26 protein-coding genes and 2 pseudogenes are annotated in these 21383 nt (G+C 69.4%); 20 read left to right on the top strand and 8 right to left on the bottom strand.

All coding sequences use genetic code 11. The features are described from left to right. The first annotated feature begins 95 nt into the window (after positions 1-95). The 3 genes from IF20_RS38405 to IF20_RS31175 are packed head-to-tail and all read left to right on the top strand — an operon-like array spanning position 96 to position 1132. Complete coding sequence (locus tag IF20_RS38405; protein WP_110944706.1) at positions 96-347, top strand: transposase; 252 nt, start codon at positions 96-98, stop codon at positions 345-347. After that, the gene (locus tag IF20_RS31180; protein ID WP_052868749.1) at positions 313-585 is read left to right on the top strand and encodes a hypothetical protein; all 273 of its coding nucleotides are present in this window, start codon (positions 313-315) and stop codon (positions 583-585) included. The genes IF20_RS38405 and IF20_RS31180 overlap by 35 nt, the downstream gene beginning before the upstream one ends. Before the next feature lie 19 nt (positions 586-604). After that, positions 605-1132, top strand: coding sequence for a hypothetical protein (locus IF20_RS31175; protein WP_052868748.1), 528 nt, complete (start codon positions 605-607; stop codon positions 1130-1132). Positions 1133-1724: 592 nt separating this feature from the next. Here IF20_RS31175 and IF20_RS31170 read toward each other — a convergent pair. After that, positions 1725-2222: a DUF6624 domain-containing protein gene (locus IF20_RS31170; protein WP_052868747.1), complete on the bottom strand. Its 498-nt coding sequence runs from the start codon at positions 2220-2222 to the stop codon at positions 1725-1727. 414 nt (positions 2223-2636) lie between these two features. Here IF20_RS31170 and IF20_RS31165 point away from each other — a divergent pair, with 414 nt between their 5' ends. From IF20_RS31165 to IF20_RS31140, 8 genes are all read left to right on the top strand, one after another. After that, a complete protein-coding gene (locus IF20_RS31165; RefSeq protein ID WP_199896828.1) occupies positions 2637-2900 on the top strand; it encodes a hypothetical protein in 264 nt (87 codons plus the stop codon). 21 nt (positions 2901-2921) lie between these two features. Then, on the top strand, positions 2922-3734 hold the full coding sequence (locus IF20_RS40195) for a hypothetical protein (RefSeq protein ID WP_407702576.1): 813 nt from the start codon (positions 2922-2924) through the stop codon (positions 3732-3734). Beyond that, on the top strand, positions 3650-4492 hold the full coding sequence (locus tag IF20_RS40995; protein WP_407702577.1) for an RHS repeat-associated core domain-containing protein: 843 nt from the start codon (positions 3650-3652) through the stop codon (positions 4490-4492). Before IF20_RS40195 ends, IF20_RS40995 begins: the two co-directional genes overlap by 85 nt. A gap of 56 nt (positions 4493-4548) precedes the next feature. Next, positions 4549-4803 carry a DUF7660 family protein gene (locus IF20_RS39460; protein WP_199896827.1) on the top strand — a complete coding sequence of 85 codons (255 nt, stop codon included), beginning with the start codon at positions 4549-4551 and terminating at the stop codon, positions 4801-4803. Positions 4804-5321: 518 nt separating this feature from the next. Then, on the top strand, positions 5322-5522 hold the full coding sequence (locus IF20_RS40990; protein ID WP_407702575.1) for a hypothetical protein: 201 nt from the start codon (positions 5322-5324) through the stop codon (positions 5520-5522). A 20-nt stretch (positions 5523-5542) separates the two neighbouring features. Further along, the gene (locus IF20_RS40985) at positions 5543-5869 is read left to right on the top strand and encodes an HNH endonuclease family protein (protein ID WP_407702574.1); all 327 of its coding nucleotides are present in this window, start codon (positions 5543-5545) and stop codon (positions 5867-5869) included. Between the two features lie 659 nt (positions 5870-6528). Then, entirely contained in the window at positions 6529-6804 is a 276-nt protein-coding gene (locus tag IF20_RS39455) for a hypothetical protein (protein WP_052868743.1), read from the top strand. Between the two features lie 10 nt (positions 6805-6814). Beyond that, on the top strand, positions 6815-7963 hold the full coding sequence (locus IF20_RS31140) for a helix-turn-helix domain-containing protein (protein WP_052868742.1): 1149 nt from the start codon (positions 6815-6817) through the stop codon (positions 7961-7963). Between the two features lie 473 nt (positions 7964-8436). Here the strand turns inward: IF20_RS31140 and IF20_RS31135 are convergent, their stop codons facing one another. The 4 genes and pseudogenes from IF20_RS31135 to IF20_RS31120 all read right to left on the bottom strand — a co-directional run bounded on the left by IF20_RS31135 (position 8437) and on the right by IF20_RS31120 (position 11719). Continuing rightward, on the bottom strand, positions 8437-8733 hold the full coding sequence (locus tag IF20_RS31135; RefSeq protein ID WP_052868741.1) for a hypothetical protein: 297 nt from the start codon (positions 8731-8733) through the stop codon (positions 8437-8439). Between the two features lie 637 nt (positions 8734-9370). Then, entirely contained in the window at positions 9371-9811 is a 441-nt protein-coding gene (locus IF20_RS31130) for a GNAT family N-acetyltransferase (RefSeq protein WP_052868809.1), read from the bottom strand. 62 nt (positions 9812-9873) lie between these two features. After that, positions 9874-10763 (bottom strand): annotated as a pseudogene (locus IF20_RS38400) (hypothetical protein); the annotation flags it as partial. A gap of 194 nt (positions 10764-10957) precedes the next feature. Continuing rightward, entirely contained in the window at positions 10958-11719 is a 762-nt protein-coding gene (locus tag IF20_RS31120) for a MerR family transcriptional regulator (protein ID WP_052868739.1), read from the bottom strand. A 582-nt stretch (positions 11720-12301) separates the two neighbouring features. On the opposite strand from IF20_RS31120, the gene IF20_RS31115 reads away from it, so the two are divergent. The 6 genes and pseudogenes from IF20_RS31115 to IF20_RS31090 all read left to right on the top strand — a co-directional run bounded on the left by IF20_RS31115 (position 12302) and on the right by IF20_RS31090 (position 16899). Then, positions 12302-12655 (top strand): hypothetical protein, encoded by a 354-nt coding sequence (locus tag IF20_RS31115; RefSeq protein ID WP_052868738.1) that lies wholly within the window; start codon positions 12302-12304, stop codon positions 12653-12655. A gap of 2 nt (positions 12656-12657) precedes the next feature. Beyond that, the gene (locus tag IF20_RS31110) at positions 12658-13245 is read left to right on the top strand and encodes a DUF6233 domain-containing protein (RefSeq protein ID WP_052868737.1); all 588 of its coding nucleotides are present in this window, start codon (positions 12658-12660) and stop codon (positions 13243-13245) included. Between the two features lie 698 nt (positions 13246-13943). Beyond that, complete coding sequence (locus IF20_RS39450) at positions 13944-14369, top strand: hypothetical protein (protein WP_052868736.1); 426 nt, start codon at positions 13944-13946, stop codon at positions 14367-14369. Positions 14370-14921: 552 nt separating this feature from the next. Next, positions 14922-15116, top strand: a complete 195-nt coding sequence (locus IF20_RS40770) for a hypothetical protein (RefSeq protein WP_052868735.1) — start codon at positions 14922-14924, stop codon at positions 15114-15116. 127 nt (positions 15117-15243) lie between these two features. Beyond that, positions 15244-16223: pseudogene (gene mobF, locus IF20_RS40760) on the top strand (MobF family relaxase). 349 nt (positions 16224-16572) lie between these two features. Beyond that, positions 16573-16899: a hypothetical protein gene (locus IF20_RS31090; RefSeq protein ID WP_052868734.1), complete on the top strand. Its 327-nt coding sequence runs from the start codon at positions 16573-16575 to the stop codon at positions 16897-16899. Positions 16900-17317: 418 nt separating this feature from the next. Here the strand turns inward: IF20_RS31090 and IF20_RS31085 are convergent, their stop codons facing one another. Next, positions 17318-17896 carry a TetR/AcrR family transcriptional regulator gene (locus IF20_RS31085; protein WP_052868733.1) on the bottom strand — a complete coding sequence of 193 codons (579 nt, stop codon included), beginning with the start codon at positions 17894-17896 and terminating at the stop codon, positions 17318-17320. A gap of 88 nt (positions 17897-17984) precedes the next feature. Between IF20_RS31085 and IF20_RS31080 the strand changes: the two genes are divergently transcribed. Further along, positions 17985-18866, top strand: coding sequence for an SDR family oxidoreductase (locus tag IF20_RS31080; protein WP_052868732.1), 882 nt, complete (start codon positions 17985-17987; stop codon positions 18864-18866). 143 nt (positions 18867-19009) lie between these two features. Here the strand turns inward: IF20_RS31080 and IF20_RS40185 are convergent, their stop codons facing one another. Continuing rightward, positions 19010-19735: a transposase family protein gene (locus IF20_RS40185; protein WP_234426889.1), complete on the bottom strand. Its 726-nt coding sequence runs from the start codon at positions 19733-19735 to the stop codon at positions 19010-19012. On the opposite strand from IF20_RS40185, the gene IF20_RS39445 reads away from it, so the two are divergent. Continuing rightward, a complete protein-coding gene (locus IF20_RS39445; protein WP_199896826.1) occupies positions 19734-19955 on the top strand; it encodes a hypothetical protein in 222 nt (73 codons plus the stop codon). The genes IF20_RS40185 and IF20_RS39445 overlap by 2 nt on opposite strands. A gap of 42 nt (positions 19956-19997) precedes the next feature. Then, entirely contained in the window at positions 19998-20255 is a 258-nt protein-coding gene (locus IF20_RS39440; RefSeq protein ID WP_052868730.1) for a hypothetical protein, read from the top strand. 56 nt (positions 20256-20311) lie between these two features. Here IF20_RS39440 and IF20_RS31060 read toward each other — a convergent pair whose 3' ends face one another. After that, complete coding sequence (locus IF20_RS31060; RefSeq protein WP_110944717.1) at positions 20312-21247, bottom strand: LysR family transcriptional regulator; 936 nt, start codon at positions 21245-21247, stop codon at positions 20312-20314. Positions 21248-21383: the final 136 nt, after the last annotated feature.

Below are 21383 nucleotides of genomic sequence, written 5' to 3'. Positions count from 1 at the left end.
CAACAGCCTGCCGTGGACGCCGCACCCCGTGAGCGCGTCAACGTCCTGGCCCACCCGGGCAGTTTCGTTTGGGTCGGTTGGTCGTCGCTCCAGGTATGCCGTTAACCGACGTGCCGTGGGAGCGGATCGAGCCGTTGTTGCCGGCCCGAGTGCCGAGGCGGGGTGGTCGCTGGCGCGATCACCGGGTGGTGATCGACGCGGTCGCCTTCAAGTTCCAGACCGGCGCGCAGTGGGTGCACCTGCCGGAGAAGTACGGCAATTGGCGAGGCGTCTACAACCGGCTGCGGACGTGGGCCGTGGACGGCACCTGGGATGGTCGACGCCTACCACTCCAACGTCCGCTTTGACTACGCCGGTCCGACCGCCGGCAAGTACAAGGGCACCGTGCTCACCCAGGCCCGTGTGGAGCTGTCCATGAACCGCAAGGACGCCTCCACCAGGGAAAGCTCCAACAAGGGCGATGACCGCTACTCCGTCCGCTTGATCGACGGAGACGACAACGAGGCGGGCGGTCGAGCCCTGAACGCCCTCTACATTGGCAACCGCATGCTCGACGGTGACCCCTTCTACGTCAAGGTCACCTGACCCGGAGGAGAAAGTCGCCATGCCGCTCGTCGCCGAGTACCGCGCCCAGGCCCGCCCCGACCGCCGCATCTTGGAGGTCTACGACGCCGATGCCTACCTCGATGACGAGCAGGCACTGGCCGCCTCCCGCAGCCAGGTGGTCGCCGGCAACGGCTACCACCTGTACCTACACAGCCTGCAAGACGTCCTCAAGGCCACCCTCGCCGTCCGCATCTGGGACACACCCCCCGCCGAACCGGCCGACGTCGAAGGCAGTGTCCCCATCACGCTGGAGTCGGAGACCGGCAGCCTCGTCATCGGCGCGTTCACCGCGGGCCCGGTCGGCGAGATGCCCCTGCCCCGGCCCGGCGTCTACGGCGGCTATGCCTCCTGGGTCGGGCGGCAGGCCACCCACGACCACTACCACGCCACCCTCCACGCGCTCGCGGAGGACGCCTCGGACGAGGAGACAGATCGCGCCTGGGCACAGACCCCCACCACAGAGGCCTACACGCTCGATTTGTGTTACCTGCGGCCCCCTGAGGACGAGGACGAAGAGGATGAATGAACTCCGCAGCGCTCCTCTGACCCGGCCGACAACAGCCGTTGCGGCACGCCGGCAAAGACGCGGTACGCACGGCGACACAACGGCGTGTCCTATGTCCCCTCTGGATGCAGTGGCGGACTGCCGGATGCTATAGTTGATCTTGAGCAGGTCGCCCGATCGTAGGCGGCAGGCCAGGCGTTGGTGGTCCAAGGAAAGACGCCCCGCTTCCTGCGGGGAGATGCAGGTGCAAGGCCTGCTCAGCGCTCCACAGTAAACCCCGCCCGGCCCGGAGCGGGGTTTCTTGCTGCCTGACCGACTGCCAACCGGGTCAATGGACCCGCTGCAGCGCGGCACCTTCACGCGCTGCCGCCGAGCGTGGGACTCGTTTCACCCGAAGCTGGTCGGTCCTCCCCGAGGGTTTCCTTCGCCGAGTGGCTTTCATAAGCTTGCTGTTCTCCGCGGCACAGGGGGTGCATTCCGAAACTCAGGCAGTGCTCGAAGCCGGTACTGCTGACGCGCCTGGCGTCAGGCCCCTGCTCTGTATTGAGCGGCGTTCAGTGGCTCGTTGTTGTCGCCAATGGCCTGGGTGAACGTGATTCGGTGCGGGCCGGGGTCAGCGGTGGGTCTGTTGCATGCGTTGGTCGTAGGCGGCGGCTGTGTCCAGTCCCATCGCGGTGCGGCGTTCGTCCAGGTGGTCGGGGTCGTGGACGGGTTGGCGTCGCAGACTGCCGCCTTCGTCGGTGTACTGCGTTCCGTACAGCTGCGGTTTGCCGTCGCCGACCAGTACGCGGTCGGTGAGATAGGCGAGGTGGCGGGCTGGGGCGTCACCGGCTTCGACGGCAGCTTCGAGTTGCACCAAAGCTTGGCGCTGGAACTCGGGGTCGCGATCGGCGTGCTGGACCAGGGGCCATGCGTCGTCGGCTCCTTGGTCTCCCACCAGGGTGATGCCGGGCCAGCCGTGTTCGGCAAGGGCGGCCTTCAGCCAGGCGGTGTTCTGGGTGTCGATCCGTGCGATGTCCTCGAACTCGCCGGTCTGCAGGTACCTGTTGCGGGCCCGCTGGTCGGTGTCGGCACGGCGGCGCAGTTCCGCGGCCAGGTCGGTGCGCAACATGAGGTGACGCTCCCGTTTCTTCTGCCAGGTACTTACCGTGCTGTCCGACGTCAGGGTTGCTCTCAGCCAAGGCGTGGTCACCTCGAAGCAGCAGTTTTCCCGCCCACGAGGCGGCCTGCGCTGCCTTCGCGCTCCAGTCGAGAGTGCACCGATGCTCCGCACAGTGGCCTTCCTCGCGATGAATCGGCGGAAACGGCGGGCAATTGACTGGTAACTCGTTGTTCCCTTCTCCTCGCCCCTGGATCACCGTAAATAGTGATGCAGATCACGCTTGACGGGGGAACTGTGGCCCAATTGACTCACGCGACTTGTGAGAGACCTGTGAACTCTAGGTGGGGGAGTCGTGAGGGCAAAGTGGGGGAGAGCCATGGCGGTGCGGGCATGAGCGGGTTACGGCGGGGAATCGCCGGCGTGATGAGTGCGGCGTTGCTGGCGGCGCTTCCGGCGCTGACCGGTCCGCAGTCCGTGGCGCATGCCGCGCCGGCCGAGCTCGCGGCGGGGCAGTCGGCCTCGGTGCGGGCGGCGGCGAGAGGGGAGCCGGTGGAGATGCTCTCCGAGCGCACCCCCTACACCCAGACCATCGCCAACCCTGACGGGACCTTCACCCTGACCCAGTCCACCATCCCGCAGCGCGTGAGGGACGTCGACGGCTCCTGGCAGGACATCGGCACCACCTAGGTGCGCTGCGCCGATGGCACCGTGGCGCCAAAGGCCGCCGTGGTGGACCTGGCCTTCTCCGGCGGCGGCGCGGGTGCGGGCATGCTGGGCCTGGGCAAGGACGAGCGCAGCATGGCCTTCGGCTGGCCCGGCACCCTACCCAGCCCGACCCTGGACGGAGCCACCGCCACCTACCCCGACGTCCTCAAGGATGTCGACCTGCAACTCACGGCGACCGCCGAGGGCTATCGCGAGGTACTGGTGGTCAAGACCCCCGAGGCGGCGGCCAGCCCCGAGCTGGAAACCCTCACCTGGAACACCGAAAGCGCTCTGGCCATCACCAGCGAACCCGCCGCCCAGGGCAAGCCCGCCACCAGCACCGGCTACCTCTACGACGCCGACGGCGAACTGCTCATCCGCCGCGCCGCCGGCGACGGCGAGAGCGTGCTCTACTTCGGCGCCACCGAGATCCACCTGATGGTCAAGGACGGCGTCAAGACCCTCTCCGGCCTGCGCTACTACACCGCCGCCAGCCAGACCATAGCCCTGCGCACCGCCACCAACGGGACCTCGGGCAGCAAACTGACCTTCCTGGCCGGCGATCACCACGCCACGGCGAGCCTCGCCATCGACGCAAGTACCCTCGCCTACACCAAGCGCTACACCACTCCCTTCGGCACCCCCCCTCGCGCGCCACCAAGGCCACCATCTGACCCGAAGACAACTCCTTCCTCGGCAAACCCGCCGACGCCGCCACCGGCCTCACTCACATCGGCGCCCGCGAATACGACCCCCTCACCGCCACCTTCCTCAGCGTCGACCCCCTGCTGGAGACCGACAAAGCCCAGACCTTGAACGGCTACAGCTACGCCAGCAACAACCCGCTCACCTACAGCGACCCCAGTGGCATGGGCCTGGCCTGCGGCGAGCAAAACTTTGACCCCTGCGGCGACGACGTCGTCACCCACGCCGACGGCAGTCTGTCCAAGAACGGCCGACCCACCGGAGGCGGAGTTGCCTCGTGGTGGCGATTCCCGGGCAGTAATGGAGGAGGCGGCTCGACGCCTACGAACGGGACAGCGCACTCCAGCAGTCACGGACATGCCAGCAGCCAGTCCGCCGCCATGCCGCATTGGCTCACCGGATCCATCGACACGATCGTCAATTACGGCACGGCGCTGTTCACCCCGGATGTCATCTTCGGCGCCGGCGAGACGTTCCTCGGTGCTTGGATGATGGCCGCCGGCGTCGGCGGCGATGTGGCCGGCGGAGTCATCTGCCTGACCGTCGTGGGCTGTGTGGCGGGTGCGCCAGCTATCGCCGCCAGTACTGCGCTAATCGTCGGAGGCGCCTTCCTTGCAGGAGACGGTATAAGCCGGTTCAGGGGGGGGGGGGGCAGGCGGGGGGGCGAGGGGGGGAGGGTGGGGGGGGGGGGGGGGGGGGGGGGGGGGGGGGGGGGGGGGGGGGGGGACGACATTCCGCCGATTAGAATCTTCGAAGAAGAGGGGAAAATTCATGCACTAGACAATAGAATGCTGTTCACCTTCAAAGAGGCTGGGATCCCTGTAGGGTTCAGGCGCGCTACGCCAGCTGAGGTGAGCAGGGAGCGGTGAAAATTCAAAACTCCCAACGATGGAACCTTCATAAAGGTGAGGGGGATGGGGAAGTAATGGAACTCTGGCAGAAGGTGGAAGGCGTCTCGAGCATGGAAAGTTTGGCGGACTTCCTGCAGTCCGCTTCAGAAGATTTCAAGAATAATGCAGAGAATTGGGAAAATCGTGATCTGGAGAGCTTCCTCGAAGCAATGTCAGCGTGGATTGCCGACTCGGAGGCATGGTTTGAGCGTCGGGGTCTACCGCTACCCTCCGAAGAAGCCTGGGCTCTAGTCGCGAACGCTGTTATGGCGGCCTCAATGTACGAATGATGCATCGCTGCCGCCCTTGCATTGCTCCGAGGTGCACAGAAGTCGTGTTGGCCTATCTGCCGGGGAGGCAGGAGGAGGGCCCGCCAGCAGTGCAGGGGCGACATGAAGAACGGAGGCGGATGGCGCTGGAGCCAGCGTCACCCCTCTGGTCCTGCGGCGCGCAGAGCACCGTCGCCTGCGTCACCGGCCACTTCGTCCTGACCTGCGGCCCGGAGACCGTGCCGCCCGGGTTGGCCCGCGCCCAACTGCCCACCTCGCCGCACGAGAGCGCGCCAGGGAAGCCGACGCCGCCCCGGCAGCCGCGGGCCAAAAGTGGTGGGCTGGCCACTGGGAAGCTTCGGTTTCGACGCCGCCGAATACGCCCTCTAAGCTCCTGAAACGGGTGACGCGGGGCATGGCGGACGCGCGTGAGGAAGGTTTCCTTCGCGTGGGTGGTTTCGCGCAGGAAACCTGTCTTCACTCGGTCTGCGACCGCTACAACCAAAGAGTGATCAGCTGACCCAGCGGGCCGTTGTCGGATGCCGCTCTTGCCGTCCTGCCGCTTCTGGCCGCAGCCGCTCCGGCGCCGGCAGTCGCCTCCTGGTGAGTCGATGACGCTGGCCGCGGGCGTGGAGGTCCTGCCGCTGTCTGCGGAGAACCGTGATGGCTACCAGCGCACCTCCTTCAAGCACTGGATCGATGAGGACCGCGACGGCTGCTGGACTCGCAACGAGGGCTGATCGCCCAGTCCCGTACCCCGGTGGTCAAGGGTGAGCGATGCAAGATCCTGTCGGGCGAGTGGTTCTTCTACTACGACCAGCACACCGTCACCGATCCCAAGGGCCTGGACATCGACCACATGGTGCCGCTGGCCGAGGCCTGGAACTCGGGCGCCTCGCAGTGGACCAAGGAGCGCCGTCAGGCCTACGCCAACGACTTGGGCGCCGAGCGCTCTTTGGTGGCCGTCACCGCGAAGACCAACCGGTCCAAGGCCGACCAGGACCCCGCCCAGTGGATGTCGCCCTCGGCCGACGCCCGCTGCACCTACCTCGCGGATTGGGTGTCACCAAGCTCCGCTGGGAGCTGACCGCCGACCGGGATGAGGTGCAGACGCTGCGGAGCCTGGCGGTCGGCTGCGGCGGCCAGGGCATCGACTACGAGCGTGCCAACGCCTGACTCCCCGTCACGCACCCGGTGCTCATGGAGCCGGTCCGGTGAACGGCGCCGACCGGGCTGAAGGCCAACAAGAGGAGCGACAGCGAGGCCAGCGCCGCCGTAGCGGCGCTGGCCTGGGCACTCTCGCGCGCCAACGCGATCGTGCAGGGTCCCTGAGTGGTAACGGTTGGAGCCAGTAGCAGTCAGGGGAGGGGCCGGATATCCAGCGCTCGCCGTGAGCGTGGCACCCGCCCACGGAACATGCAACGCGCATTGGGACAACCGCGCACCTACCCCCTACCCGAGAACGTGAGACCCATACGGTCCGGGTCGGCCAGGCTGGCAAATGCCCAGGCCGTGCGCGCCTCGCAACACCTTCCCGTGTCTGCCTGTGGGGGGCCGCGCGGCTGTTCAGGCGTCGGAGACTGGGACAGCAGTGCGCGAAAGCTCCGCAGGAGACAGGGAGCATCGTGCACAGGTGCCACCATGTTCCCACCCCTCGCGAGGAGCGCCAACTGCTCGCGACGGCGAACCAATTGGAGCCAGTAGCACCCCGGCTAGGTCAACCCGCCGGGGCACCCGTCAGGAGCGATGATGTTGCCCCCTTCCCGCACAGCCGCCTGCCTCGATACCCGCCACACCACCCCCTGCGTCGCGGGCCCTTCGCGCATCGGTGCGGGTGAGGCGGTCGTCATCATCGTGATCGTCACCCTCGCCGGCGCTCTTACCGCACGGGGCATCCCGCAGGGCCAGGTGCTGCAACTGCTCGCCGCGGCCGGCGTGCTGTCGGTGGCCGTGCTCCGATCCTGGAGCCTCGCGCCGCTGCGCATGGCCCGCTCCGCCCTGGCGACTGCTTCTCCCGCGTGAGGCGATAGCGATGGGACGCCGAGAAGCACCGATCACCACAGCCAACCAAGCCCTGGCCGCGCTCGCCCTGTGGCTGCGCGCGGCCAAAGCCGGCACCGGGCTGAGTTATCCCGCCCTTGCTGAGAAGGCCGGCTATCACCCTTCCAACCTGCGACGCGCCGCCTCGGGCGACCGTGTTCCCTCCCAGGCGCTGGTCACCGCCTACGCCACCGCGTGCGGCGCCCGCGCCGATCACGCCCTGGAACTGTGGCGGGAAGCCCGTTACGAAGCGCGCCGCGCAGCCCAAGGGCGCCGCGTCAGCCGGGCCGCTCCCCGTCCTGAACTCGTGCGCGATGTCGCGGACCTCAGCGCGGGAATGATCGAGCTCTACGACAAGGCCGGCGCCCCGACCTTCCGCGAGATGGAGGCCTCCAAGGCCGGACAGCATGGCCGACTGCCCCACAGCACTGTGCACCGCATCGTCACCAAGCAGGCCATCCCCAAGTGCCCGGTGCAGTTCGCGGCCTTTCTGCAGGCGTGCGGGGTCGAGGAAGACGAATGTCGGCCCTGGATCGAGGCATGGCACCGTGTCTGGCAGACCGAAGCCGAAGAAGCGGACCCACGGCTCCGGTCAAACAGCACCCCGGCCACCCCGACCGACGGCAGGGGAGTGGTCCTCCTGAGCCCGGGCACGCTTGCTGACGTGCAGGCCGCCGGATACACCGTCTTGCCCTGGGACGGCCTCGACCACCGTGTCCTCCAGCTGAGCTGCATCGCCTGCCAGCGCACCCTCTCCGTCAAGACCCGGCAGCTGCACACCCTCCAAGCCTGCAGCTGCCGCGCTCCCTATGCGCCGCATCATCCCCCGCCCTCGCACTTCCCACAGCCGGGTACGGGCGCTGACAGCGTCGAGGATCAAGCGGTGCTCCGCGCACTGAAGGCACTGGAACTGGCGCGTGCCCGACTGCGCGCCCCACTCGCCGACCCCGTCGACGAGCATCGGGCGGTGGAAGAGCTCCGTCAGGCCCTGCGGCTCGCCTACGTGGTCATGGCCGAGCAGCAGCGCCTCGCGCCGAGTCTGCGACGCCAAGCGCAAGAACTGCTGGACCGCTCCACTGACCTCCTGGAATGGGTGCAGGCCGGCCATCCGCATGCACTACAGGAGGTAGGCAGCGGCTGACCTGCTGCCGGACGCGGCACGACACGGTCCGCACGGAAACCGTGCCGCGTACGGCACTTCATCCCGCGACAGCCGACACCAAGGCCCGCAGCGGTTCGACCAGTTCGGGGTGGTCGCTGCGGGAGGCGGATTGCAGGAGGTCGACCGCGACGACAAGCAGCGCGGTATGGCCGGCGGAGGTGTCGAGGGTGGGGAACTCATTCCGGATTCGGGCCGCAGTCTATGGGGCGAGGAGGGCGTAGGCGCAGAGCCGGCCGGGGCGAGGCCGAAGCCTTCAAAGTCCAGCAAGACGGGTGTTGTGGTGGTGAGGTTGGCGAAGTGGCAGTCGCCGTGTGCGGTGGACCAGGTGATCTAGGCGGGTGCGGGGACGCCGGCGTACTGGGGGAGGGCGCGGTCATCCACTGCTGGCGCACCGCGACCCGCTCGGTTTTGGCGGCGGCGATGGTCTCCAGGTCGCTGCGCAGCGACTTCCATCACGCCTCCGGCAGCTCCAGCTCCCGCTCCAGGACCGGCTCCGGCGCGCAGACGGGTTCGACGACGTAGCCGGTGAGTTCGGCGCGGTAGGCGGCCCCGTCGCGCACGGCTCCGTCGTACACACCGTGCAGGGCGGGCTTGTGCACGGTGGGGCAGGCGGCCGCGGCCTGGGAGGTGCCTTCCCACAGCTTCAGCTTCCCACCCGCCTGCTCTGTGGAGATCAGCAGCAGCCGGCACGCCCCGTCCTCGTCATGCCGGGCCCGCTGGCCGAGAGTGCGGCCCTGATACCCCCACAACCGTGGCCCGTGACCGTGACACCCAGAGCCGCGGCGGCCTCGCTCTGTGCGGCCAAGGTGCGCTGTTGATCGGCTGTGGTGGTGGGGGCGAGTACATCGCAGACCTTCCGCAGAGGCGGGAAGGGATGGCCGGCTGGGCAAGCGCGGCGCGGGCGGCCTCCCAGCGTGTCGTAGTCGAGGCCGACACCAGCACGCGCGAAATCCCCGCTGCACCGCCCGCAGATGATGCGCCCGGCTGCCAGCGGCCTCGTCCGCCAGCCAGCCGGTCCAGCTGCGGGACGGCGAAGAGGCCATCGGCGAAACCGGACCAGGTGGCGACGCCATACGCCGCAGGTGCCCGGCGGCCGCGGCCTCCCCCAGCACCATGAAGGCCTCGCGCAGCACCAGCGGCAGCGCCGCCCGATCCCCGGTGCGCTCGGGATTGTGCAGGAAGACGACCTCCAGGCAGGTCCGACCGAGCGTGGCGCGCTTGCGCTCGACCTGCCAGCGCACATAGTCGGCCGCGAGACTGTGCCCGCGCTCGGCCGCCGGCGCTCAGGGCGTCGGCGGCCACGGCCGCGGCTGCGCCCGGTGTGGGGAAGCCGAGCTTAGTTGGGTGTAGTTCCTTTGCAGGGAACGTGTGGATCAGGCTGTGCGGTCAGGAGAGTCGGAGGTCGATCCAGGGGATGGTCTCCCCGGGCAGTAGATATTGTTCGGTCTCGACGAAGCCGTGTTTCAGGGCGAATCGAAGTCCGTCCTGGTTGGAAGAGAGGACGACGGTTTCGATTTCTTCGGCTCCCAGCTCGCGGGCTCGGTTGAGCCCGTGGACATAGAGCTCCTCACCGAAGCCTCGCCTGCGGTGAGCGGCCAGGACGCGGGTGATGACGGTGGCCGTCCGTGTGTCATCCGCAGGTGGGCGGACCGTACTGCAGCCCACGAGATCGTCACCGCGGTAAGCGATGTGCAGCTGGTGACGCTGAGCGCGTTCTCGTACCTCGTCCAGGGACAGGACGTGGGTAGGGATGATCACGTTGTGGACGTGCTGCCAGTCCTTGAAGGTGGCATCGTCGTCCGGCTGCTGGATGCGAAGGGCAGACATCACAGCAGCGAACCTGAGGACGGTCTGGACGTCAACCGTGCCCATTGTCAGGGAATGCCAGGTCAAGCGGTGAGGCCAAACTCCTGTCGGCTGGGTGAGGGGTAGAGGCGTCGATGCTCGTTCGCGGCATGGAAGTGCCAGTAGGCGTTGAGATCGCCGTTGTCGATCAGGGTGCGGAGTCGGAGGACGGCTTCGGCACCGGTGAGTCCCCAGCGGACGCCGGTGATGTCGAGGCGGTCACCGATCAGGTGTCGGCAGGCGCCTTCGATCGCCGGTGGCGATCGGCCAGCCCGCGGCGAGGGCGATGTCGTAGCGGAGCTGCTCGAGGTGGCCGGTCAGATAGTGGCGGCAGGCATCCACGGCCTCTCGACGGCTGGCACGCAGGCCGGCCCGGTCAGCTTGGGTGGACATCTCCTGGGCGGCGCGGTCGGCTTGACCCGCGAGGATCATGGTCAGATGGCGGGCGACCCAGGCGTCTGCCTCGCGGTGCCGGGCTTGTGGAATGCGTGGGCCGCCGTCCAGACGTACTCGGTGACGTGCACGAAGTCCAGGAGCACGTTGATCGTGCAGCCGCGGTGAGCGGCTTCGCGCTGGATCAGGTCGCGTTGGTGGCGGGCGCCGTCGACCAGGACGACCCAGCACCGGTGGTGACTCCGGCGCCTCGCAGTGGACCAAGGAGCGGCGCCAGGCCTACGCCAACGACCTCGGCGCGACACGCTCTCTGGTCGCCGTCACCGCCCGGACCAACCGCTCGAAAGCTGACCAGGACCCGGCCCAGTGGATGCCGCCCTCGGCCGACGCCCGCTGCACCTATCTCGCCGACTGGGTGTCCACCAAGCTGCGCTGGGAGCTGACCGCCGACCGGAAGGAGGTGCGGACGCTGCGTGACCTGGCGGCCGGCTGCGGCGGGCAGCGTATCGACTACGAGCACGCCGACGGCCGACCTCCACCTGGCTTTGTTCACGAGTGTCGACAGCGATTGTTCAGCTCGTCGGGAGGCGCTCGTTCAGGGCCAAGTTCGATGTTCATGAGAGCGGGCAGCACCTCGCCCGGCACCTGCGGGGTCGGACGAGGTGAGCCTGCCGGTGCGACAGGCAGGGGCCGCTGTTGCGGGCCGGTTCCCGCGGGGCGGCCCGGTGTCCCGGTTCAGCTTAGCCGGGCAGCGGCATACGCCTCGATGGCGTCCCGCTGGTACGCGGCCAGACCCGGTGCGATCGTCTCGTACGCGGCGCGCCATGCCTCGTTGTCCACGCAGGCGCGTCCGAGGGCACGGTACTCCTCGGCGGACACGGTCCGCAGCTGGGTCAGGGCCCGGTACTGTGCGTCGGTCTCGGCCTGCACGGGCTCGGCGTCGGCCGGATGGCCGGCGGCCATCAGCTCCGCCAGTCGGATCATCTGCGCGGTGCGCTCGCGCTGTCCGGCCTCGACGTCCTGCGGGGTCATCGCGGCGACCCTGCGCGCGATCGCTTCGGCATGCTCGGGGAAGTCGCGCAGGGTTTCCTCGTACTGGGAGGGCTGCACGCCCTCGAACAGGTTCTCCGGTCGGTTGATTGCGGTCATGGTTGTGCCGTCCTTCCTGGACTGCTCCAGTTCGGCGATCGTGCGGGAGACGGTGGCGGCGAGGGCGTCGAGCCGGTCCCGCTCGGCGAGCAGCCGCCGGTAGTGGCCGCGCAGGGCTTGCACCTCGTCGACTTGCTCGGCCAGGATCCGGCCGATCTCGGGAAGCCCTACACCCAGCGCCCGCAGTACGAGAATCTGCTGCAGCCGCAGCAGCTGGCGCTCCCCGTAGTAGCGGTGGCCGTTGGCCCCGATCCGGGCAGGAGGCAGCAGGCCGATCTCGTCGTAGTGCCGCAGGGGCCGGGCGGTCACGCCCGACATCCGGGCAACCTCCGCGATCGGCCAGTCCATCGCCGTCTCCCTCGCAAATGCGTCACCGGGCCGGTCTCTCCGGCCCTGCTCCGCACGGTAGAAGCTGCCGCAACGGCAACTTCAACCCTAGGAACCCAGGCTCATCCGATTCTCGGCTTCGCGACCGTATGGACGACGCCCAGGGCGGTCCCAATTGGAGGTTGGCTGCTGTCGAACCTCGTGAACAACTCGCTGCCGTCCTAGCTGCCCGATGCCTCCCGAACCACCCTCGAAACGCTGCCTTCTCTCGTGAACAGAGCCATCCACCCCCGCGCCGGCTCAGTGACACCACAAAGCTGTCGCGGAGCTGCAGCCTCTGGTGACCGTCTGCGGCCCCACCCGGCCGCGACCTCGGAGTTGTCAGCACACGGGCGGGGCCGGCGAAGGCACGCTCGCCTGCTGCGCGTCCACGGGCAGGCGAGCCCCTCCGCCGCTTCAGCTCAGTGTCTGCCTGCCCGGTACGCACGAGGGGCCGGGCAGGCGGGTGACGGTCAGCTTGCCGCGGATCTGACGGGAGCCATGCGGAGGAGTGCCGCGGCGTGCCGCCGACCACCAAGAATCGAACGGGCGCATTATTCCGGTGTGGCCGAGTACGACTTTCCCGAGGACCTGACTGCCGCCCAGCTGGAGATGCACCAGACCCGCGCTGCCTACCGCGTGCTGTGCGAGACGCTGCCGTGGTCGGCGGTGCCGCTGCCCGGATACGAGCGCCCCGAGGGGCACCATTACCCCTTCCGGCGGGAGGACTCTCCCGGCTACACCGAAGAACAGACCGAGCAGGAGGCCCGGCTGCGCGCCCGCATGCTGGAGCTGTCCATCCAGATCGGCACCCACCCCTTCTGGGACACCCTCTCCGGTCCCGACGTCGTCGCCGCCCGCAGCGCCCTGAAACACGTCCATGACACCCCCGCCGACGAGGCAGACGCGGCAGCCTAGGTGTGTACGAGGAACCCGGGCCCCTCGCGGACGGCGAGCCGCCGGCCGAACCGCCCACACCGCCGATCCGCATCGTGCTGCACGACGGTCAGGAACCGGTCGGCCGGCTGCTGCGCCGCTGGCAAGGCAACACCACCGCCTGGTTCTACGAAGTCTCCGTAACCCTGTGGGCCGACGTGCAGATCGGCGGTCGGGACCTGGCCGAGCCGGCCGACATCATCTTCAGCGCGCCGGCCTCCCACGCGCGGCCCATCGACGGCGTCTCCTACGCCGGGGTGCCGATCGAACGGGACCGCCAGGCACTTCTGCGGGCCTGCACTGGCCGCCGGCCACCTGCCCCCACCCCCGCGCCTACTCCTGCTCCGGCGTCGGAGGGTGAGGCGGGGGAGTGGTGGGCGCTGGAGAAGTTCCGCATCGCGTACGACTCCACCAGGCCGCGTCCGGTGCGGGTGTACCGCGCTGGCTGCCCGCTGTGCAAGGCCCCCGCAGGCCTCACCACCCCTCAAGCCCTGGCCGCGCTGGACGGTCCGGCCGCCGATGCGTGTGGGGTGTGCGGTGCCGCCGCCCGACTCCAAGAGCTGCGTAGCTGACCTTGTCGGCGCCGATCCTCAGCCACAGGTTCGAGCAGGTTGTGGGGCAGAGACACAGGCGCGCGATCCCCGACACGTCCTGCCGCAACAGCCGGAGAAGGGGCACGTTCATCGAAAGGCAGCGGGCGGCGGCGCGTGGCAGGTCTCGATCATGGTGCGGATGCCCGCCGAGCCGATGCTCGCCCAGCCAGTCGACATCTTCACCCTGCCGACAGGGTGGGCGGCGGAGCCGAAGTGGGACGGTTCTCCAGACGCCTCAGGCGTGTCTCACTCCATCACCTGACCACTATGGCGGAGCGCCCGGGCATGTGGCCTTGGATGTCCCGGCCGCGGCCGCGGCCCGGGCCTTGGCGATTCATCCGCGTTGGCTTACGGTCGGTGCGCGGACGCGTGATCTTGTGAATACGCACACGCTGGCCTCCTGCGTGCAGGCCGACCTCAAGACCTGGCCGCTGTCAACCCTACGGAGCCCTACGGAGCCCTACGGAGACATGAAGGCTTACGGTGTCGGCCACGAGCTGGGACACGCCAACCTGGATGCCTACCTTGAGGCCAAGACGGTGTGGGCCACTCTCCCTCAGTGCTCTCCACACCGATGACGGGGCCGAGGCCAGGGTCACGATCCGGTTCCGGCCCCGTCGGCTGCGACTTCCGCTGCGGCCGCCTGCATCAGTTGCGGGAAGCGCTCGGCGGTCTGCGTGTCGGCCGGGCGGAAGTACCGCGTACGCGAGTCCACCGAGGCGATCGTCGGCGCCGTCACCGGCTCCCTGGCCCGGCCCGGCACGGTCCTGCTCGGCCGCCTCGATGCGGCCGGCCGCCTGCGCTATGCCGGCCGCACCACCCAGCTGACGGCTACCCTCGCTCGCGTCCTTGCCACTCAGCTCGCCCCCGCAGGACCGGGACATCCTTGGACGGGCCGTACGTTCAGCGCGGGCTGGGGAACAGGCAAGACGCTCACCCCCACCCTCACCCGCCCCGAGCTGGTCGTGGAGATCAGTGCTGAAGTCTCCCTGAACGGAGCCGGCCGGTGGCGGCACCCGCTCCGGATGCTCCGACCCCGCGCGGATCTCAGCCCGGCCGACGTGCCGCGCTTCGGACAGGGCAACACCCCTGCAGCGAGCTGACGGTGCCCAGCCCTTCCTGGCGTCGCGCAGCATTCGCACGAGGCCGTCAGCCGGTGTCGTAGAGCGCCCGCCTACCTCGCTCCCCGGCATGAGCCGGGCTGCCTCGCAGCCGCGGCAATGGCATCGGCTGACTTCCCCTCGGTGTGCAAAGCCGGACCGGCCGCAGCGAGGTGTTGAGACGCGTCCCGGTGAGTGGCAGAGGGGCTGATGGGCACCGCATACCGCTGGCGCAGCGGCCCGCCTGGCGGGCTCCAGGCAAAGATCTGACGATGGCTTCCCGCCCAGCGGGAAGTACCCCGGATCACGCTTTTGTGCAGGTCGCAGGCGGGGTTCCATGGCCGGATGCTGAGCGAAGCGAAGATCGGCCCGGGAGGGTGGCCGTACTACTGCCAGGGCGTGCTGGTCGGCGACAGCCACCGTCCTGCGGGCATGCCGCTGCGCGCCGCCCAGGACACAGCGGGCGTCCCGCCAGGGTTCTGGAGGGGCCGGGGCCTGGCCGCGGTCGGTCTCGCACCTGGGATGTGGTGACCGGGCGACAGGCCGAACTGCTCCTTGGAGGAGGCCGGCACCCGGACGCCGGCCGGATCGATCGAACGCGAGCGCCTTAAGGAGGGCAAGAGCCCGGCCCAGGCGTGGCGGGCCACCGTGCTGGGCCGGCCCATCGAGCACAACAAGCCAAAGCGCACCGAGGCGGCGAAGGAACGGTCGCCCTGGCTGGCGATGGATCTGGTGTTCCGGGCGCCGTAGACCGCGCAGATCGCGTGGGCGCTGCTGGACGACGACCACCGCCTGGTGCTGGAGCTGTGCCAGGACAGCGCCCGGGACAAGACCCTGAAGTGGCTGGAGGAGTCCGTCGCCGAGATCCGCGAAGTGGCTGGAGGAGTCCGTCGCCGAGATCCGCTGGGGGAGTGGCGGCAAGTACCGCGCCTCGATTCGGGACGGGCTGATCGTCGAGGTGTTCCGGCACTACGAGTCCAGGGCCGAGAAGCCACTACTGCACGATCATGCGGTCGTCTCGATTCGCGCCCGGCGGCCGGACGACAAGGGGACGTGGGGAACCTGTCGGCGGATTCGATGCTGCAGCACATCGTGGCGGCCAGCACGCTCTACACCCTCCACTTCATGGAGGAGGTCTCCGCGCGGCTGGGGTGGGCGTGGGAGCCGCGCGAGGTGACGTCCGGCAGGCGGCCGGTCTTGGAGATCGCCGGAATCGACCAGCGGCTGATTGGCTGGCAGTCGACCCGTCGCCAGCAGATCGCGGACGTGCTGCCCGTCTTCGTGGCTGACTACGAAGAAGCGCAGGGGCACTCGCCGGGCGAGCGGGCCGCCTACGCGCTGGACCGGCAGGCCGCCGACCAGACGCGCCCGCCGAAGCGCAAGGTGACGCGGTCGCTGTCCGAGCTGCGCGACGGCTGGCGGGCCTCGGCGATCCGGGCATTCGGCGCTTGCGTCCTCTACCGGCTGGCGGAGCGGGCGCGGGCGGCGGCCGCCGCAGTGTGGGCACGGGTGCGGCCGGTGGTCGATGTCGCCCTGGCCGCCGTCGAGGTCGCCGCCGTGGTGTACGTGATGCGTGGCGCCTTCCGCCGCCGGCACCTGCTCGCCGAAGCCCGCCGCCACCGTGCCTACGTCCTGCGCGGCCGCCCCCACCAACCCGGCTTGGACGAACAGATCGTGCAGACGGCCGTCGATAACTACACCCGCCCGATAGGACGGATGATGAGCGCCGACCTGCGGGCGCTCTACCCGCGCCAGATCGACGACCAGCCCGTGCTGCGCCCACTGACCCGCGCCCGCACGAAGGCCCCGTACGAGCGGGCCCGTACGAGCGGGCCCGCCTCGCCGCCGGCGCACTGACGGCCCGGGCCCACGCGGTCCGCCGCTCGCGCCGACTGGGTTCCCGCTCCCTACCGCACACCGTCGCCGTGCCCGCCGCCCCGAGATCCCGCCCGCGGCCGTCCCGCACGGACGGGAAGGCCGGCCGGAACCAGGAGCAGACGACCGACGTCGCCACGGTGGAGCAGATCCGGCGGGTGTTCGAGGCAGCCGCCAAGATGGCCGCCAAACTCCAGGGCGGCATACGGGAGCGCGCTCTGGCCCATGGCCCCCGGACGCAGTCGGCACCGGCAGCGCCCACGCCTCCGCAGACCCAACAGCCCGGCCTTCCGCCCGCGACGGGCCGGGGCACATCAACTGGAGGAGTGACGTGACCACGCCGCCGGAAGATCCGAAGATCGAGGCCGTTGCCGCCCTGGTGAAGGACGGCGTCCGCGAGCGCGCTGCCTCGTACGGGCCGCCGTCCTGGGAGCCAATCCGGAAGAGGCCCCCGGAGCCGAAGAGTGAGGCGCAGAAGAAGAAGGAACTGCGCGAGCAGCGCAGGCGGCTCAAGGCGACCGGGATCCGCCGCCTTGTAGCCGGGGAGTCCCGCCAGCCCCGGCCCCGGCCCCGCCCGCACCGCATCAGCAGTGCCGCCGCGCGCCGGGAGGCGCGCGCCCTGTCCCGGATGCGGCACTCCACCGCGTGGCTGTGGTGATGATGCACCGCACCGGATGCACACCCCCCGGCCCGAGTACACCGAGCGCCCGGCCGGCCCTGCGTTGTCCTTTGACCAGCTTCGCTACCAGCACGTTTCCCCTTGGCCGCACCTGCCGCAGCCGCCGGACAGACCATGGACAAGGGGGTGCGTGGTACAGGCACCCGCCCGCAGGGGTGCGCATCCGGTACGGCGCGGCGGTGCGATGACGCGCGCTGTGCCTCCGCCAACTTGAAACCACAGGTCAAAGGGGTGGCGTGACCGGCTCTCGGGGGCTCACGCTGGTCCTGGGTGACTGTCTGCGCAGTAGGTCATCTGTCAGCGATTGGCTTGGAGGTCTGTCAGGAAGAGCCGGGCGTCTCGGAGGCAGTCGACGGGCGCCGCAGCGCCCATGGTGCCGACAGCCGAACGGCATGGATCAGCCCAGCGATGCGGTTGCCGCACGCAGGTCTTCCAGGGCTGCCAGTGCATGTGGCGCGAGCCCTTCTGTGTCATCACGATCGCTTTCGGACCACTGGGCGTATCCCCGCTTGAACGCGAGGACTCCCAGCTCGCCCGCGAGGTGCGCGGTCGGGTCGGGGACGCCACGGGCGATGAGCGCGGCTGTCATGGCGGCCGCGAGGCCGACGCTCTTGAGGGCGTCGCGCTCTTGTAGTTCGGTGCTGGCTGCCACAGCTGCTTTGAGGCGGGGGCCGAGTTCGCGGTTCGCTGGTCCCATGGCGCTCGATGCGCGCTCGAGACCGGCTGCTACCGCCTGGAGCGGGCTGGCGCTCGCAGGGGCCTCGGTAATGCCCTCGGCGAGCAGCCTGCTGAGCGTCTCCTGGCCGGCGACCAGTAGCTCGCGCTTGTCGGAGAAGTGCCGGAAGAAGGTGCTCTTGGTGACACCTGCGCGCTCGGCGATCTGCGTCACCGTGGTGGCGTCGTACCCCTGCTCGGTGAACAGGTCGACGGCCGCAACGACGAGTCGCTGGGTCGCCCCCGGTTGCCATCTAGCCATGCGACCAGGATAGGTGATGGGACACCTGTCCCGTCACCGTGTAGGGTCAGTGATGGGACAATGGTCCCATCACTTTCAGGGAGAGCTCATGCATGTCTTCGTCACCGGCGGTACCGGCACCATCGGCTCCGCCGTCGTCGCCGAACTCCTCGGCAACGGCCACACCGTTCTCGCACTGGCTCGCTCGGACGGCTCCGCGCAGGCCCTTGAACGTGCTGGTGCCAAGGTGCTGCGAGGAGACCTGGCGGACCTCGACGTCCTGCGGTCCGGCGCAGCGCAGTGCGACGGCGTGATCAGTCTGGCGTTCGGACGCGACTACGGCAGTCCGGACGCTCTCGCGCAGGCCATTGCCGAGGAGAGCGCCGCTCTCGCCACGCTGGGACAGGAACTCATCGGAAGCGACCGCCCGATCGTCACGGTCTCCGGGACGCCCTGGGTGCCGGGACGCGCCTCCACCGAGGCCGATCCGCTGCCGACCGACGGACCGGTGGGCGGTCGGGGCCGTTCGGTCAACGCGCTGCTGGACCTCGCCTCGCGCGGTGTGCGCAGCACGGCTGTCCGCATGCCGCGCACGGTCCACAACGAGGGCCAGGGCGGATTCGCCGGCCTGTTGACCGATCAAGCGCGCCGCACCGGGGTGGCCGGCTACCCGGGCGACGGCACCCAGCGCTGGCCGGCCGTGCACGCGCTCGACGCAGCCGTCCTGTTCCGGCTGGCCCTTGAGTCCGCACCGGCCGGGACGGCCTGGCACGCCGTCGCCGACGAGGGCGACGCGGTGCGGGACATCGCGACCGTCATCGGTCGGCGACTGGGCCTGCCGGTCGAGGAGGTTCCGCAGGAGAACTTCGGCCCGTTCGGCCCGATCTTCGCCATGGACCAGCCGGCGTCCAGCGCCCACACCCGCGATGCCCTCGGGTGGCAGCCGACCCACTCCAGCCTCCTCGAGGACCTGGAAACCATTCAGCCCTGACGCACACCGGTTCCAGGGGACCGGACGGGGCCGGCTCAATGGGCCACTGGCAGTGGGCCAGTACGCCCGGTACCGGAACACTCCAATTCGCCGTGGGCGACTGCCTGCTGAGCGGATCCCTCAGCGGTTGACTTCGAGGTTCGTCAGGACGAGCAGGACGAGCAGGGCGCGCAGGTGGCAGGTGGCAGGTGGCAGGAGGCGCGGGCCGGGTCGGTGCGGAGTTTGGTGAGGACCCGCCAATTCTTGAGGTGGGCGAAGCCGTGCTCGGCCGGTGCGCGTCCGTTGGCGAGTACGCGGTTGGCGGTCTTCTGGCCGGGGGTGAGCTTGTGGGTGCGGGTGGCGTGGAAGCCGGTGACGATCACAGGGTCGAGTACGTCGTTGTCCAGGCCGCTAAAGCCCAGGTCCGCCAGGGCCCCGAGGCCGGCGGCGCGCAGGTGGCGGCTGCAAGGCTGGGGGATGAACGGCGGGAGCTGGTGGCCAAGGCCCCGGAGTCCGCACCCGTCATCGGCATCGGCGCCGGCGGCCGCATCGTCTCCGTCGACCTGGACGCGGAGTCCCCGCACATCCTGGTCAACGCCTCCACCGGCGGCGGCAAGTCGGTGACCCTGCGCTCCCTCACCTGCCAGATGCTCCACCACGGCTCGCTCGCGTTCGTCCTCGACACCAAGCGGATCTCCCACCCCTGGGCCCGCGGCATCCAGGGCGTCACCTACTGCGCCGACATCGCCGACATCCACGACGCCCTGGTCCAGCTCGGCATGGAAGGCCGGCGCAGGGTCCGCGTCGCTGACCAACTCGGGCCAGACGCCGACCCCGACGCCATCGGCCCGCGGCTTGCTGATCCTGCGCGAAGAGGTCAACGCCACCATGCGGCAGCTGGCACGCTACTGGGACAAGATCCGCGAGTCCGGCGACCCGAAGACCTCCCCGGCCGTCGACGCACTCATGAAGATCCTGTTCATGGGCCGACAGGTCCGCATGCACGTGCTCCTGGTCGCCCGGTCCGCCACCGCCCGGGCGCTTGGAGGCCCACCGGCGCCGGATCGCGCGGGGAGCTCCATACCGCTCCTCCAGGCCGTCTTGCGGTGACCACAGGACTACTGGTCGGCAAGGAAGTCGAGGATCTCTTCCGTGACACGCTCGGGTGCGTCCTCCATCAAGAAGCGTCCGGCCCTGGGGGTGACGGTGAGGCGGGCGCCGGGGGATGTCCTCGGCGAGCCGGCGCGCGTAGGCCAGCGGCTGCCACTGGTCACGCTCGCCCCGGAGGATACGGACCGGCATGGTCAGGGAAGCGAGCTGGTCGGTGATCTCTTCGGTGTCTCGGGAGTCGTCGTGCCGCACCTGGTGCTCGAAACAGCTGTGGGCGGACGGCTGATGCTCGCGAGCTGAGCTCGAAGCTGCCTGCTGCCCGCGACTCGTACGGGTGGCCGGCCCCGGCCGGTATCTCAGCTCGGCGCGCCTCGGGCCGTTCCTGGAGCATCTCCCTCTGGAAAAGAGGGAGACATGTACGGTATGTGGTGCTGCAGGAGTTGGAGGAAGGCACGGGCAGCGGGTGTTGCCGTGGAAGCCTTCCAGACGGCGCTCACCGTTCGCGGGGCCACATCCGTCACGGTTACCGCGCTCACCTGGGGCATGCGCGTGGCGGCGGCAGCGGGTACCAGACCTGTGCCCAGGCCGCGCCCCACGAGCTCCTCCAGCAGCGCCATGGTGTCGGCCTCGAAGGCGACGGTGCGGGGAACGCCCGCCGTCGCGAACGCCGTGTCGTTGTGCCGGCGGATGCCGGAGCCCGGAGGCATGTCGACCATTGTTTCCTCGGCCAGCCGACCGAGCGTAGCCTGCGCCGTATCGGCCAGCCGGTGTCCGTGCGGGACGATGGCGACCAGGTCTTCGTGTGCGAGCTCCCGCCCGGCCAGTCCGGTGGGAAGCCGGCCGGGTCCCATATCGACGAATGCGAGGTCGAGGGCGTCCTCGCGTACCTGCTGTAACAAGTCCCGGACCGGCCGGGCACGCAGGGTGACGTGCACTTCCGGGTGCTGGCTGCGGTAGGCAGCGAGCAGGCCCGGCAAATCCACCGCGGTGAGCGGGGCGATGATGCCGAGGCTCAACTGACCGCGCACCTCACTGCCGCAGGCCACTGCCTCGGCACCGGCTCGTTCCACAGCGGCCAGGGCCTCGCGTGCCGGACCGAGGAAAGCCTCGCCGGCCGCGGTCACCCGCACCCGCCGGCTCGTCCGCTCGAACAACCGGGTGCCCAACTCCTGCTCCAGCCGGGCGATTTGGTGACTGAGCGCGGACTGAACCACGAAACAGCGGTGTGCGGCGCGAGTGAAGCTGCCCGTTTCGGCGACGGCAACGACGTAGGTGAGCTGACGGAGTTCCACCCATCCATCGTGAAGTGCGATCGATCGTATGACAACCATCTGTTGGATTCATGCGAACAGTGCGGAGAGCATGAAACCGGCCCCATCCGACGGGCGGCGCGGACACTGCACCGCTCATCGCCGACGAGCCAGAGAT

Source organism: Streptomyces niger (assembly GCF_000718305.1).
GTDB lineage: Bacteria > Actinomycetota > Actinomycetes > Streptomycetales > Streptomycetaceae > Streptomyces > Streptomyces niger.
The sequence above is the reverse complement of the archived record's forward strand: the minus strand, read 5'-3'. Positions and strand labels throughout refer to the sequence as shown.